This window comes from Microbacterium sp. GXF7504 (assembly GCF_054798235.1).
In genome coordinates this window covers 616,885-631,976 of sequence record NZ_JBSJZI010000002.1, presented here as the reverse complement: position 1 = coordinate 631,976, position 15,092 = coordinate 616,885, and the positions used below count along the sequence as shown (strand labels likewise).

Genomic DNA, 15,092 nt, shown 5'->3' with positions numbered 1-15,092 from the left:
GCAATGTCGCGTGTCGTGAAGCTGGCCGTCATCCCCGGTGACGGCATCGGACCGGAAGTCGTCGCCGAGGCGGAGAAGGTGCTCGACGCCGCGACCGCGTCGAGCGACGTCGTCTTCGAGAAGACGCGGTTCTCCCTGGGTGCCGCCCGCTACCTGGAGACCGGTGACACCCTCACCGACGAGGATCTCGATGCGATCCGTGCGCACGACGCCATCCTGCTCGGCGCCGTCGGCGGCGTCCCGGGCGACCCGCGCCTGAAGGACGCGAACATCGAGCGCGGCCTGCTCCTGAAGCTCCGCTTCGACCTCGACCACTACGTGAACCTCCGCCCGTCGAAGCTGTACGCCGGCGCGCCCGGCCCGCTCGCCGAGCCCGGCGAGATCGACTTCGTCGTCGTCCGCGAGGGCACCGAGGGGCCGTACGTGGGCAACGGCGGCTCCATCCGTCGCGGCACGCCGCACGAGGTCGCCAACGAGACCTCGGTCAACACCGCCTACGGCGTCGAGCGGGTCGTCCGGTACGCGTTCGAGCTCGCCGAGCGCCGCCGGAAGAAGCTCACCCTCGTGCACAAGACGAACGTGCTCGTGCACGCCGGCGGCATGTGGAAGCGCATCGTCGACCAGGTGGCGGCGGAGCACCCCGAGGTCGTCGTAGACTACCTGCACGTCGACGCGGCGACGATCTTCCTGGTCACGAACCCGGGCCGCTTCGACGTGATCGTCACCGACAACCTCTTCGGCGACATCCTGACGGACCTGGCCGGCGCCGTGACCGGTGGCATCGGTCTCGCCGCATCCGGCAACATCAACCCGGACGGCGCGTTCCCGTCGATGTTCGAGCCCGTGCACGGATCGGCCCCGGACATCGCGGGACAGCAGAAGGCGGACCCCACCGCCGCGATCCTCTCCGTCGCGCTCCTGCTCGATCACCTCGGGCTCCGCGACGAGGCACAGCGCGTCACCCGCGCCGTGGAGGAGGACATCGCGGCCCGGGGCGCCGAGCCCCGTACCACGGCGCAGATCGGCGACTCGATCGCAGCATCCGTCCAGGCGTAGCCTGGAATCCGCCGTTCCCATGGCCCCGACAGCGCATCGCGCAGACTCAGTGAGACAGTGATGACCAATCTCGACACCGACCCCGACGCAGGACTCGCCCCCCTGGAGTTCTCCGTCACCCGCAACCTCGCCGCCGCGTCGCCCGCCACGCGCGAGGAGATCCTCACGAACCCCGGCTTCGGGCAGTACTTCACCGACCACATGGTCGACATCTGCTGGTCCGTCACCGGCGGCTGGCACCGCCCGCGCGTGCAGCCCTACGGGCCGATCTCGCTCGACCCGGCGGCGGCCGTGCTGCACTACGGGCAGGAGATCTTCGAGGGCATCAAGGCGTACCGCCACGCCGACGGGTCGGTGCACACCTTCCGTCCCGACCAGAACGGTCGCCGGCTGCAGCGCTCGGCGCGGCGGCTCGCGCTGCCGGAGCTCCCGGTGGAGTACTTCATCGAGTCGATCCGTGAGCTCATCGCCGTCGACGGCGACTGGGTGCCCTCCGGCGATGACCAGAGCCTGTACCTGCGGCCGTTCATGTTCGCGAAGGAGGCGTTCCTCGGCGTGCGTCCCGCGCACAAGGTGGCGTACTACCTCATCGCCAGCCCCGCGGGCGCGTACTTCAAGGGCGGCGTGCAGCCGGTGTCGATCTGGCTCAGCGAGGACTTCGCCCGGGCCGGCAAGGGCGGCACGGGTGCGGCCAAGACCGGCGGCAACTACGCCGCGAGCCTGCTGCCGCAGGCCGAGGCGTACGAGAACGAGTGCGATCAGGTCGTGTTCCTCGACCAGGACGGCAACGTCGAGGAGCTCGGCGGCATGAACATCGTGTTCGTGTACAAGGACGGCACGCTCGTCACCCCGCAGTCCGACTCGATCCTCGAGGGCATCACCCGGGAGTCGATCCTGCAGCTCGCCCGCGACCGCGGCCACAAGGTCGAGGGTCGCGCCGTCAGCCTCGCCGAGTGGCGCGAGGGCGTCGCATCCGGCGACATCGTCGAGGTGTTCGCCTGCGGCACCGCCGCCGTCGTCACCCCGATCGGTGAGCTGAAGGGCAAGGACTTCTTCGACGAGCAGCCCACCGGCTCGCTCGCACTGTCGCTGCGCGAGGAGCTCACCGACATCCAGTACGGCCGCCGCGAGGACAAGCACGGCTGGCTCCTGCGCGTGGACGCCTGAGGACCGCATGAGGATCGCCAGATTCAGCCACCAGGACGCCATCCGCTACGGCATCGTCGACGGCCGTGAGATCGTCGAGCTCGCCGGCGACCCGATGTACGCCGGGTTCGACACGACCGGCCAGCGCATCCCGATCTCGGAGATCACGCTGCTCGCGCCGGTGATCCCTCGGTCGAAGATCGTCGCGGTCGGCCGGAACTACCACGACCACGCGGCCGAGCTCGGCAACGTGGCCCCGGAAGAGCCCATGCTGTTCTTCAAGCCGAACACCTCGGTGATCGGCCCGAACGACGCCATCGTGCGGCCCTCGCAGTCCGAGCGCACCGACTTCGAGGGCGAGCTCGCCGCCGTGATCGGCCGGGTCACGAAGAACGTCACGGCCGAGCAGGCGCTCGACCACGTCTTCGGCTACACGATCGCCAACGACGTGACCGCGCGCGACCTGCAGAAGACCGACGGGCAGTGGTCGCGGGCGAAGGGCTTCGACTCCTTCTGCCCGCTGGGCCCGGCGATCGAGACGGAGTTCGACCCCGCGTCGGCGCGGCTCACCACCCGCCTGAACGGCGAGGTCAAGCAGGACGCCCCGCTCACCGACATGATCCACTCGGTGGCGGAGATCATCGCCTACGCCTCGGCGGCGTTCACGCTGCTGCCGGGCGATGTGATCCTCACCGGCACGCCGGCGGGCGTCGGCCCGTTCCAGGCGGGCGACGAGATCGAGGTCGAGATCACCGGCCTCGGCATCCTCCGCAGCACCGCGCGGAACGCGTGACATGACGACGGCGGATGCGGCCCTGGAGCTGGGCCGCATCCGCCGTCGCACGCTCTGGGCCCTCTCGCTCGGCCAGATCCTGGGCGGCATCGCGTTCGGCGCGACCATCTCGCTCGGCGCCGTCATCGTGGCGGAGGTCTCCGGCGACGAGTCGCTGTCCGGGCTCGCCGCCGCCGGCGTGACCCTCGGCGCTGCGGCGTTCGCCGTACCCCTGGCAGCGCTCGCGCGGACCCGCGGCCGTCGCCCGGCGCTCGTGCTGGGGCTGTGCCTCGCGCTCGTCGGCGTGGGCGGTGTCGTCGCGGGCACGGGACTCGGGATGCTGCCGCTCCTCCTCGCCGGGATCGTGTGCATCGGCGCGGGGCAGGCCGCCAACCTGCAGTCGCGGTTCGCGGCGGCCGACCTCGCGACCGACCGGTCGCGCGGCCGCGACATCTCGGTCGTCGTGTGGGCCACCACGATCGGCGCGGTGCTGGGCCCGAACCTCGTCGGGCCCGGGGAGGTGCTCGGCGGGTGGCTCGGGATGCCGCCCCTCACCGGTCCGTACGCGTTCACCGTCGCCGCGCAGGTGCTCGCGGTCGGCATGTACCTCGTGCTGCTGCGTCCGGACCCGCTCGTGATCGCCACCCGCATCGCCCGGGGTGCGGCTGCGGCGGCGGGCGGGGTCGTCGCGGGCGTCGACCGCCCGGTGACCGCGCGGGTCGCGATCGCGGCCATCGCGGGCGCCCACGGCGTCATGGTCGCGGTCATGGCGATGACCCCCGTGCATCTGCTGCACCACGGCGCCGCGCTCACGGTCGTGGGGCTGACGATCAGCCTGCACATCGCCGGCATGTACGCGCTCTCCCCGGTGTTCGGGTTCCTCGCCGATCGCTGGGGCCGCATCCGGGTGATCGTGCTCGGACAGCTGCTGCTCGCCGCATCCCTGTGCACGGTCTGGCTCGGCGCCGAGTCGCAGTCGGCGGTGACGGTCGGGCTCGTCGTGCTGGGCCTCGGCTGGAGCGCCGTGACGGTGGCGGGGGCTGCTCTGCTCACCGAGGCGAGTGCGCAGGCGCTCCGCACGAAGCGGCAGGGCCGCAGCGACCTCACCATGAACCTCGTCGGCGCCGCAGCGTCCATCGCCGCCGGCGCCGTGCTCGCCCTCATCGGCTACGGCGGGCTGGCCCTCGCCGCGCTCGTGGTCGTCGCCGTCGTCCTCGCCCTCCTCCCGCTCGCCCGCCGCTGACGAGGGCCTGGGCCTGGGGCCTGGGCCGCGAGACTGCATCTGCGCGCCGAGACTGCGGGGTAACCCCGCTGTTTCGGCGGTCAGATGCAGTCTCGGCGTCCAATGCGCCGGCGGCGCGGGTCAGGAGAGGAGGGCGGCCAGGGCGCGGGCGACGTCGACGGTGTCGTTGAAGACGTGGAACGCGACGCGGGCGCGACCCGCGCGACCGGATGCGGTGATCCCCGCCGCCGTGAGCCGGCCGAGGTCCGCGCCGTCGGGGTCGGGCCACGTCACGATCGCGCTCGGGAACGTCGGCGCCGCCAGCCCGAGGCCCTGCCGGAACGCGGCGGCGAGCCCCGTCGTGTACGCCCGCACCTCGGCCATCGGCACGGGAGCGAATGCGGCGAGCGCATCCCGCGCACCGAGCACCGCCTCCCACGCGGGCGACACGTCGAACCGGCGGGCGGATGCGGCGAGCACGGCGTCGGTGCCGTAGGTCGAGCGCCACGGGTCCTCGCCCGCGTACCAGTTCGCGTGCACCGGCCGGAGCCCCGCCGCGAACCCGGGGGAGACCGCGAGGAACGCGACCCCGCGCGGCGCGCACAGCCACTTGTACGCGTGGCAGACCGCGGCGTCGAACCGGCCCGCGTCCACCGGCATCCAGCCCGCCGCCTGCGTCACGTCGCACAGCGTGCGCACCCCGGCCGCGCGGGCCGCCGCCACCACGGCGTCCGCATCGGCGACCTCACCGGTCGCCGACTGCACGAGCGAGAACGCGACGAGGTCCACCCCCGGCCGCACCTCCTCGGCGAGTCGATCGAGCGGCACCGTGCGCACCCGGATGCCGCGGCCCGCGTGCACGAACGGCAGCAGCAGCGACGAGAAGTCGTGCTCCACCCCCAGCACCTCGGCGCCGTCGGGGAGGTTCGCCGCGATGAGTGAGACGAGCACCGAGGCCTGCGAGCCGATCGCGACGTCGTCGGCGTGGACGCCCAGGATGCGGGCGGCATCCGCACGCATGCCGGCGACCGCCGCGTCGACCTCGGCCATGTCGAGCCCGCGATGCGGCGCCTGATCGAGCACGGCACGGAGCGTCTCGACGGCAGCGCGGGGGAGCAGCCCGCCGGTGCACGCGGCGAGGTAGTCGCGCCCGCCGTCGAACCCGGAACGGAGGATGTCGAGCGCAGACTCGTCGGCTGTGGCGGTGCTCATCGCACCAGCCTCCCGCGCGGCCCGCCCGTCGTCCAGGGCGATGCCCGCATCCGCTCGGCACCGCATCCGATCCTCGCCCGCATCCGTCGCCTCGTCCCCATCCGTCGTCCAGGGGAGCGGAGCCCGGGGCGGGTAGGCTGGATGGCTATGGCTGGCACTCCCGATCCCCGCACCACGACCGCCTCCGGCAGCGACGTCCGCGTCCGCTTCTGCCCGTCCCCGACGGGCCTGCCGCACGTGGGCATGGTGCGCACCGCGCTCTACAACTGGGCCTACGCCCGCCACACCGGCGGCAAGCTGATCTTCCGCGTCGAGGACACGGATGCGGCCCGCGACAGCGAGGAGAGCTACCGCCAGCTCGTCGACGCGCTCACCTGGCTGAAGATCGACTGGGACGAGGGCGTCGAGAAGGGCGGCCCGCACGAGCCGTACCGGCAGTCGCAGCGCGGCGCGATCTACCAGGACGTGCTGCAGAAGCTCATCGCCGCCGGCGCCGTGTACGAGTCGTACTCGACCGCCGAGGAGATCGACGCCCGCAACGAGGCGAACGGCCGCGCCAAGCAGCTCGGCTACGACAACTTCGACCGCGACCTGACCGACGAGCAGAAGGCCGCGTTCCGCGCCGAGGGTCGCGAGCCCGCGTGGCGCGTCCGGGTGCCGGACCACGACCTCACCTACGTCGACCTCATCCGCGGCGAGGTGACCTTCCCCGCCGGGTCGTTCCCGGACTTCGTCGTCGTGCGCGCCGGCGGTCAGCCGCTCTACACGTTCACCAACCCGGTGGACGACGCGCTCATGGGCATCACCCACGTCATCCGCGGCGAGGACCTCATGCCCTCCACCGCCCGCCAGCTCGCCCTGTACGCGGCGCTCATCGACGCCGGCGTCACCGACTTCGTCCCCCGCTTCGGCCACATGCCGCTCGTGCTGGGGGAGGAGGGCAACAAGAAGCTCTCCAAGCGCGATCCGAAGGCCGACCTGTTCCTGCAGCGCGACAAGGGCTTCATCCACGAGGGCCTGCTGAACTACCTGGCCCTGCTCGGCTGGTCGATCGCCGCCGACCGCGACGTGTTCAGCCTCGAGGAGTTCATCGCGGCGTTCGACATCGCCGACGTGAACCCGAACCCGGCCCGCTTCGACCAGAAGAAGGCCGAGGCGATCAACGGCGACCACATCCGGATGCTGGCGCCCGAGGACTTCGAGGCGCGGATCGTGCCGTACCTCGCCGCCGCGGGCCTCGTCGCCGAGCCGCCCACGCCCGAGCAGCAGGCGATCATCACGGCCGCAGCGCCCCTCGTGCAGGAGCGCGTGCAGCTGCTGGGCCAGGTGCCGGGCCTGCTCGGCTTCCTCTTCACCGACGACGTGACCTACGACGAGGACGCGCTGAAGGGGCTCCCCGCGAACGCCGGCGAGGTGCTCGTCGCCTCGGTGAACGCCCTCGAGCTCATCCCGGAGGCGGAGTTCCGCACCGAGCGCATCCAGCAGGCGCTGCAGGACGCCCTCATCGACGGGCTCGCCCTGAAGCCCCGCGTCGCCTACGGCCCGCTGCGCGTCGCGGTCAGCGGCCGCCGCGTCTCGCCCCCGCTGTTCGAGTCGATGGAGCAGCTCGGCAAGGCCGAGAGCATCCGCCGGCTGGGCGCCCTGGTGGAGCACCAGGCGTGACACGCCTGGGGTGACACGCCGGTTTGGCCTCCGCCCGCACCTCGGCTACGATAGATGCTTGTGCGCAGCTGAGGCTGACACCCCATGGGGTATGGTGTAATTGGCAACACGGCTGATTCTGGTTCAGTTGTTCTTGGTTCGAGTCCAGGTACCCCAGCAAGACAGAAACCCCCGGTCAGCCGGGGGTTTTCTCGTGTCGGGCGACTTCACGATTGAGCCAGGTCGCGAGCCCGTGCAATCCATGTGCAATCCGGCTCGCAGAACTGACCTCGCGACGCTCTCGCGCGTGCGCGCGTGGTTTTGCCCATCGACAGGCCGACCGGCACGCCACAGCGCCCTCGGTCATGGGGTCGACGCGAGGGCGCTGGAGGGGTGGGGCAGGTGTCAGGCCGGGCGGTTGGAGCGGATGCGGCTCACCTCGCTGTCGATGGGGAGGCGTCCCGCGGCGGCACCGAAGGTCGCTTCGTACAGCTCGGGCGCGGTGGCTCGGATGCGCTGGCGGGTCGTGAGGCTGACCGGGCCGTGCTGACCCTCGGTGAGTGCGTCGACCCACGCGGCGAGGGGTGCGACGGCGGCCTCGTGCTCGGCAGCGGCCACGGCGTCGGCAGCTCCGATGTCGACCAGACGGCGGAACACGGCAGCGCGGGCGTCCTCGGCGGCGGCGGCACGGTCGGGGGCGGTCACGACGCTGGGCAGCACGTCGACCATCGTGAGCAGCGCCGTCAGTCGTGCCTCGGTGGCCTCGTTGAGCACGTCGCGCTCGCTGATACCTGCATCGAGCAGCGTGCGGATCGTGCCCTGTTCGAGCCCGACGACGGCGGCGGCGTCCGCGGTAGCGGGGCGGCGGGCGTCGAGCACGCTCTGCATCGTGGGGCCGGATGCCTGGGCGAGCTGATCCCGTGCCCAGTCGACGGCGACGCCGAACGCATCGTCGGCCTGGTTCACTCGTTCCAGCTTGCGCCGGGCGGTGGCCTCGGGGGTGAGGTCGGCATCCTGGAACTCGACGGCGGCCCGGTGCTGGGCGTCGCGGGTGTTCCAGGCGTCGGCGGCAGCGGTGGCCGCAGCGGCGGTGTCGGTGGTCATGGTGCGTTCTCCTGTGCTGTGGTGGCCGGGTGGCCGGTGGTACCGCGGGGGTTGTCCGCGGGGTCTGTGGTGCGCTTGCGTCGGGCTCGCTCCAGACGGCGCAGCAGCCGATCTACGGCGGCGCTGATCGCCTCGGGTGTGTGCGCGGCGTCGATGTCCCGCTCGAACCTCGCGAGGGCTCGCATCGAACGGCGGTCGTCGGGGTCGTCCTTGTCGTAGAGGTCGCGCCAGCCGGTCATGGTGTCTCTCCGAGCATCTGGGCGAGCCACCTGTCGACGGCGGGTAGGTCGCGGTCGTCGGCGTCGTGCTTCACGAGGGCGAGGTGCTTGTCGACCAGGACGGCGGCGGCGATGGCGAGGTTGCGGGCATCGCCTGAGGTCGGCCCTGCCAGCTCGTGCTCGAACGCCTCGCCCTGGTACCAGCCGACGACAACGTGAGGGCGGTCGAGCTTGTCGAGGATCGCGCGGGCGCGTTGTGCCGTCTCCCCGGCGAGCGCGGTCCGCTCGGCTTTGAGGTCGATCCGGTGCGCCTCGACGGCGGCGGCGGTCTTGGAGCGGTCGAAGGTGATACCGGCATCGGCGCAGATGCGGCCGACGCTGGACCGGGCGATGCCGACCTCGCGGGCGATGGCGGCTTGGGACATGCCCGCCTCGGCCAGCTCGATGACACGGGCGCGGGTCACGCTGTCGATGCCGCTCATGCCGGGGCTCCTTCCGTGGGCCGCTGAGCGCCGATCTGTGTTCCTGACGCACCCGAACCCTCCCGAAGGGCTTCCGCGGCGTCTGGGAGGCGTACAGCGCCGCTGGCAGGGGTGCGCGGCTTGATGTCGAACCGTCGACCCGCCCAGAATCCCCCGGTCGGCTTGCCGCGCCGGGCGTACTCGGCGCACAGGACGATGAGGTCGCAGCTCGCGCAGATGTCGAGCATGTCGCCCGTGTCGCCTGGTGCCAGCTCGGGCTCGTCCATCGTGAACCGGCCATCCCCGATGCACGCCGGGGTCGTGTTCTCCAGCTCGCTCAGTAGTGCGTCCAGCTCGACCGCCCCGCGGATGCTCCTGGTGTCGCTCATCGGATGCCCTCCTCGGCGTCGCGCTCGCAGCGGTCGCATGGCAGCGGGTACTCGGCGTGCTTGGGGCACTCGGTGCCGGGGTGGTAGCCGATGCGAGGGCGTGGGGCGTTCAGTAGCTCGCACGCGGCGCAGCGAGCGGGATGCAGCTCCCCGACGTGATCGGCACATCGTCGCCCGCTCATCGGCCCATCCCCGCAAGCACTCGACTCGAACTCATCGGCTCGAACTCATCCACAGGGGCAAGTGAGATGGTGCTGGATACCGGGTTGATTCCTGGTCCTTTCTCCTCCTGTGGTTCCTCCTGGTTCCTTGGGGCGACGGTTTCCGTCACCCTCTCGCGACGGTTTCCGTCGCCCTCAGCACGACGGTTTCCGTCCACGGCTGGGCGACGTTTTCCGTCACCCTTTCTGTTGCATCCGGGGCACTTATCCACAGGGTCGAGGGCGCGGTGGAGTCGCAGCTCGTGCTCGGCACGTTGGCCGCTGTGGGCGCTCCTCAGCTCATGAATGATGCGGTGTGCCGCCAGGCCGCTGATCGCCTCGGAGACACGCCGGAACGCCGCAGCGCGGGCGCGACTGATGCCCCTGTGCTCGGGGTGATCCCTCGCCACCTCGTCGGGCACCATGTAGCCGAGAGCCATCGCGGTCTGTTCGCGACCCATGAAGTACCGCGGGCGGGCGTCGTTGTCGAGGGCGTGCAGGGCCATCCACGCGAGCACCCGCGCCTCGTTGCCCGTGAGGTCGTGACGGGTGCCGATCACGAACGCCTCGCCCACTAGCCGCGCGCCCATCGGCTCGCTTCCGTCGCGGGTGTCGCTTGCAGCGTCGGCACGCGCTCGACAGGTGCCGAACGGGTGTCGCTCATCGCGCGCCCGCGCCGAGCGGTTGGCCGTAGGCGTCGAGGTCAGCGACGCGAATGCGGATCAATCGTGCGCCGATCCGCCGTGCATCGAGGTCACCACGTGCGATGGCGCGGCGGATAGTCTTGGGCGAAACGCCCAGACGGGCGGCGGCGTCAGCTATGGACAGCTCGACGGGCTCGGATGTGATGCTCACGGGTTCCTCCTGGAACGTCGCTCAGGCGAAGCGATCCGCGCTCGTCGGGGAACGGTTGCGGCTTGCTTCGGGTATGGGCGACCGCTGTCAGGAGGAACCCGCCAGTTCTGCCATTGGTCGATCTGGGTGCTTCCGCTACCTCTTGTCCTGGTGCGGGGTGCATGTGTCCATGATGGGCCGACACTCACGGGTTAGAGGCTCTACACAATGCCCAGATCAGGCCGGTTTTCTAGTGAACTGCGAGAGGAAAATGCCAGGTCACTTGGTCGATCAGCGTCGATAGTCACGGATCGATAACGCCCCGAGCTGTCGGCGTGTCGCGGGTGAGTCAGGGGCTCGTGTCGCGGAGTCCCATACGGGCGGCCAGCTCGGCGTCGCGCCCTGTCTCGTGCTGATAGCGCAGCGCGGTCGCAACGTCGTTGTGTCCAGCTCGCGTCAGCAGCTCCTTCACGGTCGCCCCGGCGCGGGCGAACTCGGTGAGCCCGAAGTGCCTGAGGGCGTGGAACGCGAGGTCGGGTCGCCCCGCGGCGGCGCGCGCCGGTCGCCAGTAGCTCGCGAACGAGCCCGAGTGCATGTGTTTGGTCGAGTCGGTCAGCGACGGGAACAGCAGCGCGTCATCGGTGAGTCCTGCGACGCGCTCGCGAACGGCGGGTGTCAACGTCGGCGGGAGCGCGACGGTACGGACGCCTGCCGCGCTCTTGGGCGTGCCGACGATGTACGCGCCATCCACGCGGGTCACGGCACGCACGACGGCCAGCACGGCATAGGCGGTGCCGTTGGTGCCCGTCTCGATCTGCACGTCCCCGCGGCGCAACTCGGTCAGCTCGGACCACCTGAGCCCGCCCCATGCAGCAATCTCGACCATGAGTGCCAGGCGGGGGTCGATGGTGGCGACGATGATCGCCAGCTCGGCGTCGGTTGGGGGCTTCACGGTGCGGCCAGTGTTGGCCTTGAGCGCACCATCGATCTGTGCGGGGTTCTCGGTCAGGCGACGATCCTTGACGGCCTGGGCGAGCACGGCGCGGAGCACCTGATACGCCCGAGCGCTCTGGGTGCGCTTGCCGGTCTTGACCATCTCGGAGTGCCAGCGCCGCACGGCCTCAGGTGTGATCTTGTCGAGCCGCACGTCCCCGAAGATAGCCAGACTCCCGTCGATGAGGTCGAGGTACCCGGAGCGGGTCGTCGGCTTGAGTGGGCGGCCCTTGACGGTGCGCGTCTCGACGTACTCGCGGGCGTACTCCCCGAACGTGATGGGCGCGTGCTTGGCGACGGGCCGCCACTCGGAGCGGGCGATCTCGGAGCGCTTGAGTGTGAGCCAGGTGCGGGCGTCTCCGAGGTTGTCGAAGGTCTTGGGTGCGGTGTGCCGCAGCTCGTCCAGCCCGACGTATGAGGCCTGATAGCGCCCGCTCGGGAGCTTGCGCACAGCGCCCCAGCTCTCGCGTCTCGTGGGGTACTTGCGTGCGCCCATACTGTGCCGCCTCTGCTCGGTGTGGGCGGATCGCACGTGCAATCCGCGTGCAATCCGTAGGGTCAAAGCGTGTCCATTCCAGGGTACACGTGACCATGCCCTGACGGCGTTCGATGCCAGTGCTGGAGCGCCTATCTGGCGGTATTGCGCGGGGTACTGGGGGAGGTGCAAGACCGATTCTGGTTCAGTTGTTCTTGGTTCGAGTCCAGGTACCCCAGCGCTTCGGAACCCCCGCTTCGGCGGGGGTTCTTCGCGTTTCCGGCGGTCGCCCGGCGGTCGCTATGGTGGCGTGGGTGCCGCCCCGCACGCGCCCCCCGCCGGAAGGATCAGGATGCTGCTGCGTGAACTCGTCGACGCGCTCGGCGACCTGGTGCAGGACGTGGTCGGCGAGGTGGACGCTGAGCGTCGGGCGGAGCGGCTGAGCGTCCCCGAGCATCCGCACGACCTGGCCGCCGGCGACCTCGTCCTCCTGCTGCCCACGACACCCGACCCGGCCGCCATGCCGGCCGCGGCGGCCGAGCGAGGCGCGGTGGCGGTCGCGGCGAAGGCGGGTTCCGTGTCGACGCCGACGGCGACCCCCATCCCGGTGCTCGTCCTCGACCCAGGTGTCACCTGGCATGCCGCGCTGCAGCGGATCACGCTGGTGCTCGAGTCCGGACCCGGGGACGAGGACCCGGTCTCCGACCTGTTCGACCTCGCCGAGGCGACCGCCCTTGCGGTCGGCGGCGCGACCGCGGTGATGGACGACTACACGCGCATCATCGCCTACTCCTCACGTCCCGAGGACCCGATCGACGACATCCGGCGCGACGGGATCCTCGGCCGCCGGGTGCCGGCGAGCATGGTCGCCGCCCACAGCGAGGTGCGCACCTGGCCCGCGGGCGAGGTCCGACGGGTCGAGTCGCCCGGCACACTGGCGCGCCTGGTCGCGCCGGTGCGGGTCGGGGACAAGTTCCTCGGGTCGGTCTGGGTCGTGCGGGAGGCGGCCGCCGGCCCCGAGCACCGCGCCGCGCTGGCGGCGGCGGCACGCATCGCTGCCCTCCACCTCATGCGCGCCTCGTCGACCCGCGCGGGCGGGGCCTGGCGCGTCAACCAGTCCTTCGTCCAGGCCCGCCTGCTCGGTGGCGCGGCGGGTCCGCGGACCGACGAGGGCGAGGTCGTGGTCCTCGCCGCCGTCCCGCGCGGCGATCTCGCCGGCGAGGCGGAGATCGTGCGGGAGCAGCTCGCCTCGGTGCTGAGCCTCCTCGTCGCCGCCTGGCCCGGCGGCGGGTGCGCCGTCGTCGACGACGTCGTGCACGCGCTCCTGCCCGTCACGGGCGGCTCCGGCGACGCCGTGGGCCTCGCGCGTGCAGCCGTGCAGCGGGTGGCCGACAGCATCCGTCAGGAGGTCGCGATCGGCGTCAGCGACGCCGTGGCGGACGCGCCGACCGCGAGGCTGCAGAGCCTTGAGGCAGCGCGGTGGCAGGCCGGCCATGGCGCCGGGGTCGCGGCGTTCGCCGACGTGCGCACCGCACTCGTCCTGGAGCGTGCGGGCACCGCACTGACCGCGGCGGACGCACTGCTGCCCGTGGCCGCAGAGCTCCGGCGCCACGACCGCGAACACGGGTCCGCTGCCGCGCAGACCCTGCTCGCCTTCCTCGAACACGGCGGGAACGTCGCCGCCGCCGCGGAGGCGCTCCGGGTGCACGGGAACACCCTCCGGTACCGGTTGCGCCGGATCGCCGACCGCTTCGGGATCGACCTCGACGACCCGGACACACGGCTCGCGCTGTGGATGTCGCTCCGGCTCGGCCCTCGGGACTGACGTTGGTGCGGATGTGAGAGAGCGGAGGTTCGACTTCTCACATCTCGACGTGGCGGCCGGGGTCGTCCGGCGAGCACACTCGATGCTCGTACGTCTCCGTCGGCGCACCGACGCGCCGCGGCCGAACGACCATGGAGGTCACACGCATGTCCGCACCCGACGCCGAACGCGGCGCCATCACCCCGACGGGCACGATCGCCCGCACCGCCGACCGCCGGCGCGTCGCGGTCGCGACGGTCGTCGGCACCACCGTCGAGTGGTACGACTTCTTCATCTACGCGCAGGCGGCCGGGCTCGTCTTCGCCACGCTGTTCTTCGGGCCGCTCAACGACGACTTCCCGGGCCTCGCCCAGATCATCTCCTTCGTCACGGTCGGCATCAGCTTCCTGTTCCGCCCGCTCGGCGCGTTCCTCGCCGGCCACTTCGGCGACAAGATCGGTCGCCGTCCCATGCTCGTGCTCACCCTCATCCTCATGGGCGCGGCGACCACCCTCGTCGGGTTCCTCCCGACCTACGCGCAGATCGGCGTCGCCGCCCCGATCCTGCTGATCCTCCTCCGCGTGCTGCAGGGCATCTCGGCCGGCGGTGAGTGGGGCGGCGCGGTGCTCATGGCCGTCGAGCACGCCCCGAAGCAGCGTCGCGGACTCTTCGGCGCGTTCCCGCAGATCGGCGTCCCGATCGGGCTGCTGCTGGCGAGCGCCGTCAACGCCGTCATGGCACTCATCGCGCCCGGCGACGCGTTCCTGGAGTGGGGCTGGCGCGTGCCGTTCTTCCTCAGCATCGTGCTCATCATCGTGGGCTACTGGGTGCGCCGCCGCGTCGAGGAGAGTCCCGTCTTCGAGGAGATGGCGGAGCGCAAGGAGCAGGTGAGCGTCCCGGTCGCGACCCTCTTCGCCAAGTTCACCCCGCTGGTGCTGCTCGCCGCCGCCGTGTTCGTCGGGAACAACGCGGCCGGGTACATGACCACCGGCGGCTACATCCAGGGGTACGCCACGAACCCCGAGGGCCCCCTCGGGTTCGAGCGCGGCCCGGTGCTGTGGGCGGTCTCCGCATCCGCGATCACCTGGCTCGTCGGCACGCTCGTCTCCGGCTCGCTCTCCGACCGGATCGGGCGACGGGCCACCTACGTGATCGGCTGGATCGTGCAGGCCGTGTTCGTCGTCACGCTCTTCCCGTTCGTGAACTCGGGCAGCCTCGTGCTGCTGACGGTCGGTCTGGTGCTGCTCGGTCTCGGTCTCGGCCTCACCTACGGCGCCCAGTCGTCCTGGTACGCCGAGCTGTTCCCGGCGTCCGTCCGCTACTCGGGCGTCTCGATCGCCTACGCGATCGGTTCGATCTTCGGTGGCGCCTTCGCCCCCACCATCGCGCAGTGGATCCAGCAGAGCACCGGTTCGTCGACGAACGTCACCTACTACCTGCTCGCGGCGACCGCGCTCTCACTGGTGGCGACCCTGCTGCTGCGTGAGCGCAAGGGCATCGATCTGAGCCCCGCCAACGAGGCGGAGCAGCGGCGCGGCATCTACATCTGGCAGCGCTGAAGCCCC

Annotated in this window: 15 protein-coding genes and 1 tRNA gene; 8 read left to right on the top strand and 8 right to left on the bottom strand. The window is 71.3% G+C overall.

The window, feature by feature from the left end:
- Nucleotides 1-3: 3 nt before the first annotated feature.
- From ACWAUO_RS07185 to ACWAUO_RS07170, 4 genes are read left to right on the top strand one after another with little or no spacing between them, the layout of a single operon-like run.
- Nucleotides 4-1,056 carry a 3-isopropylmalate dehydrogenase gene (locus ACWAUO_RS07185; RefSeq protein WP_460774242.1) on the top strand — a complete coding sequence of 351 codons (1,053 nt, stop codon included), beginning with the start codon at nucleotides 4-6 and terminating at the stop codon, nucleotides 1,054-1,056.
- Between the two features lie 60 nt (nucleotides 1,057-1,116).
- A complete protein-coding gene (locus ACWAUO_RS07180; RefSeq protein WP_460774241.1) occupies nucleotides 1,117-2,223 on the top strand; it encodes a branched-chain amino acid aminotransferase in 1,107 nt (368 codons plus the stop codon).
- A gap of 7 nt (nucleotides 2,224-2,230) precedes the next feature.
- Nucleotides 2,231-2,995 carry a fumarylacetoacetate hydrolase family protein gene (locus ACWAUO_RS07175; protein ID WP_460774239.1) on the top strand — a complete coding sequence of 255 codons (765 nt, stop codon included), beginning with the start codon at nucleotides 2,231-2,233 and terminating at the stop codon, nucleotides 2,993-2,995.
- Between the two features lies 1 nt (nucleotide 2,996).
- On the top strand, nucleotides 2,997-4,217 hold the full coding sequence (locus ACWAUO_RS07170; RefSeq protein WP_460774238.1) for an MFS transporter: 1,221 nt from the start codon (nucleotides 2,997-2,999) through the stop codon (nucleotides 4,215-4,217).
- 120 nt (nucleotides 4,218-4,337) lie between these two features.
- Here ACWAUO_RS07170 and ACWAUO_RS07165 read toward each other — a convergent pair whose 3' ends face one another.
- Complete coding sequence (locus ACWAUO_RS07165) at nucleotides 4,338-5,408, bottom strand: aminotransferase class V-fold PLP-dependent enzyme (protein WP_460774236.1); 1,071 nt, start codon at nucleotides 5,406-5,408, stop codon at nucleotides 4,338-4,340.
- A gap of 147 nt (nucleotides 5,409-5,555) precedes the next feature.
- On the opposite strand from ACWAUO_RS07165, the gene gltX reads away from it, so the two are divergent.
- Together gltX and ACWAUO_RS07155 are read left to right on the top strand one after the other, a co-directional pair.
- Nucleotides 5,556-7,070 carry a glutamate--tRNA ligase gene (gltX, locus tag ACWAUO_RS07160; RefSeq protein WP_460774235.1) on the top strand — a complete coding sequence of 505 codons (1,515 nt, stop codon included), beginning with the start codon at nucleotides 5,556-5,558 and terminating at the stop codon, nucleotides 7,068-7,070.
- Between the two features lie 85 nt (nucleotides 7,071-7,155).
- Nucleotides 7,156-7,227 (top strand) — tRNA-Gln (locus tag ACWAUO_RS07155).
- A 227-nt stretch (nucleotides 7,228-7,454) separates the two neighbouring features.
- Here the strand turns inward: ACWAUO_RS07155 and ACWAUO_RS07150 are convergent.
- The 7 genes from ACWAUO_RS07150 to ACWAUO_RS07120 all read right to left on the bottom strand — a co-directional run bounded on the left by ACWAUO_RS07150 (nucleotide 7,455) and on the right by ACWAUO_RS07120 (nucleotide 11,744).
- Entirely contained in the window at nucleotides 7,455-8,153 is a 699-nt protein-coding gene (locus ACWAUO_RS07150) for a hypothetical protein (protein WP_460774233.1), read from the bottom strand.
- A complete protein-coding gene (locus ACWAUO_RS07145) occupies nucleotides 8,150-8,392 on the bottom strand; it encodes a hypothetical protein (protein ID WP_460774232.1) in 243 nt (80 codons plus the stop codon). The genes ACWAUO_RS07150 and ACWAUO_RS07145 overlap by 4 nt, the downstream gene beginning before the upstream one ends.
- Entirely contained in the window at nucleotides 8,389-8,853 is a 465-nt protein-coding gene (locus tag ACWAUO_RS07140) for a helix-turn-helix domain-containing protein (RefSeq protein WP_460774231.1), read from the bottom strand. Before ACWAUO_RS07140 ends, ACWAUO_RS07145 begins: the two co-directional genes overlap by 4 nt.
- Nucleotides 8,850-9,221, bottom strand: a complete 372-nt coding sequence (locus ACWAUO_RS07135) for a hypothetical protein (RefSeq protein WP_460774229.1) — start codon at nucleotides 9,219-9,221, stop codon at nucleotides 8,850-8,852. The genes ACWAUO_RS07140 and ACWAUO_RS07135 overlap by 4 nt, the downstream gene beginning before the upstream one ends.
- A 178-nt stretch (nucleotides 9,222-9,399) precedes the next feature.
- Complete coding sequence (locus tag ACWAUO_RS07130; protein WP_460774228.1) at nucleotides 9,400-9,981, bottom strand: hypothetical protein; 582 nt, start codon at nucleotides 9,979-9,981, stop codon at nucleotides 9,400-9,402.
- Nucleotides 9,982-10,081: 100 nt separating this feature from the next.
- Nucleotides 10,082-10,276 carry a helix-turn-helix domain-containing protein gene (locus ACWAUO_RS07125; RefSeq protein WP_460774227.1) on the bottom strand — a complete coding sequence of 65 codons (195 nt, stop codon included), beginning with the start codon at nucleotides 10,274-10,276 and terminating at the stop codon, nucleotides 10,082-10,084.
- Nucleotides 10,277-10,604: 328 nt separating this feature from the next.
- Nucleotides 10,605-11,744 (bottom strand): tyrosine-type recombinase/integrase, encoded by a 1,140-nt coding sequence (locus tag ACWAUO_RS07120; protein WP_460774225.1) that lies wholly within the window; start codon nucleotides 11,742-11,744, stop codon nucleotides 10,605-10,607.
- A 331-nt stretch (nucleotides 11,745-12,075) separates the two neighbouring features.
- On the opposite strand from ACWAUO_RS07120, the gene ACWAUO_RS07115 reads away from it, so the two are divergent.
- Together ACWAUO_RS07115 and ACWAUO_RS07110 are read left to right on the top strand one after the other, a co-directional pair.
- Nucleotides 12,076-13,548: a PucR family transcriptional regulator gene (locus ACWAUO_RS07115; RefSeq protein WP_460774224.1), complete on the top strand. Its 1,473-nt coding sequence runs from the start codon at nucleotides 12,076-12,078 to the stop codon at nucleotides 13,546-13,548.
- A 146-nt stretch (nucleotides 13,549-13,694) separates the two neighbouring features.
- Nucleotides 13,695-15,086 (top strand): MFS transporter, encoded by a 1,392-nt coding sequence (locus ACWAUO_RS07110; protein WP_460774222.1) that lies wholly within the window; start codon nucleotides 13,695-13,697, stop codon nucleotides 15,084-15,086.
- The last annotated feature ends 6 nt before the right edge of the window (nucleotides 15,087-15,092 follow it).